A 569-nucleotide genomic window follows, 5' to 3' on the forward strand; every position below is an offset into this window, starting at 1 on the left:
TTGGCCCCGTAATACCTGACGCCGGAAAAGGAATAGGTGCTTGAAACTTACTACACTTATCTTGATCCCTCACAAGCATCTCCCCCGTTATAACTAACGTGTCAAACTATTTTTAATACATTTAAACTAGCAGTTATCACACCAGATAATGTCGTTACATGCCCAATAGCTAATGGGCCATTTTGTAAAGATAAAGTAGCATTTGAAGAAACAACATTAATGACCATCGTATTAGAAATCGCTGGTTCTAATACAAAAGTACCTCCTGTAACATAAAAAATAAAACTCCCCGCGACTTGCGTTCCATTTAAAGTAAGCCTCACGGAAATCGTTTCATTCCCCCCATTTGGATCACCTTGAAAATAATAGCTTACTAAATATATTCCCGGCGTACTTAACGTTACAGTTGTTGCATTTGTTAAACTCACATCAGAACCAAAAACTGTAGATCCGGAATTAATTGGTATTAATGCATTCGCTGCAATTGCACTCGTTGAAGTAGAAAAGAAATAACCGCCACCGCTAGGTAAACCAGTCGCTCCTGTTGCACCTACAATTCCTAAAAAACC

1 protein-coding gene is annotated in these 569 nt (G+C 38.7%); it reads right to left on the reverse strand.

Annotated features, from left to right (window positions below; all coding sequences use genetic code 11):
* Nucleotides 1-101: 101 nt before the first annotated feature.
* The coding region (locus tag MR113_RS27385; protein WP_472927141.1) for a BclA C-terminal domain-containing protein at nt 102-569 on the reverse strand (468 nt) is incomplete at its 5' end.

The organism is Bacillus cereus group sp. BfR-BA-01379 (assembly GCF_022663605.1).
Taxonomy (GTDB): domain Bacteria; phylum Bacillota; class Bacilli; order Bacillales; family Bacillaceae_G; genus Bacillus_A; species Bacillus_A mobilis.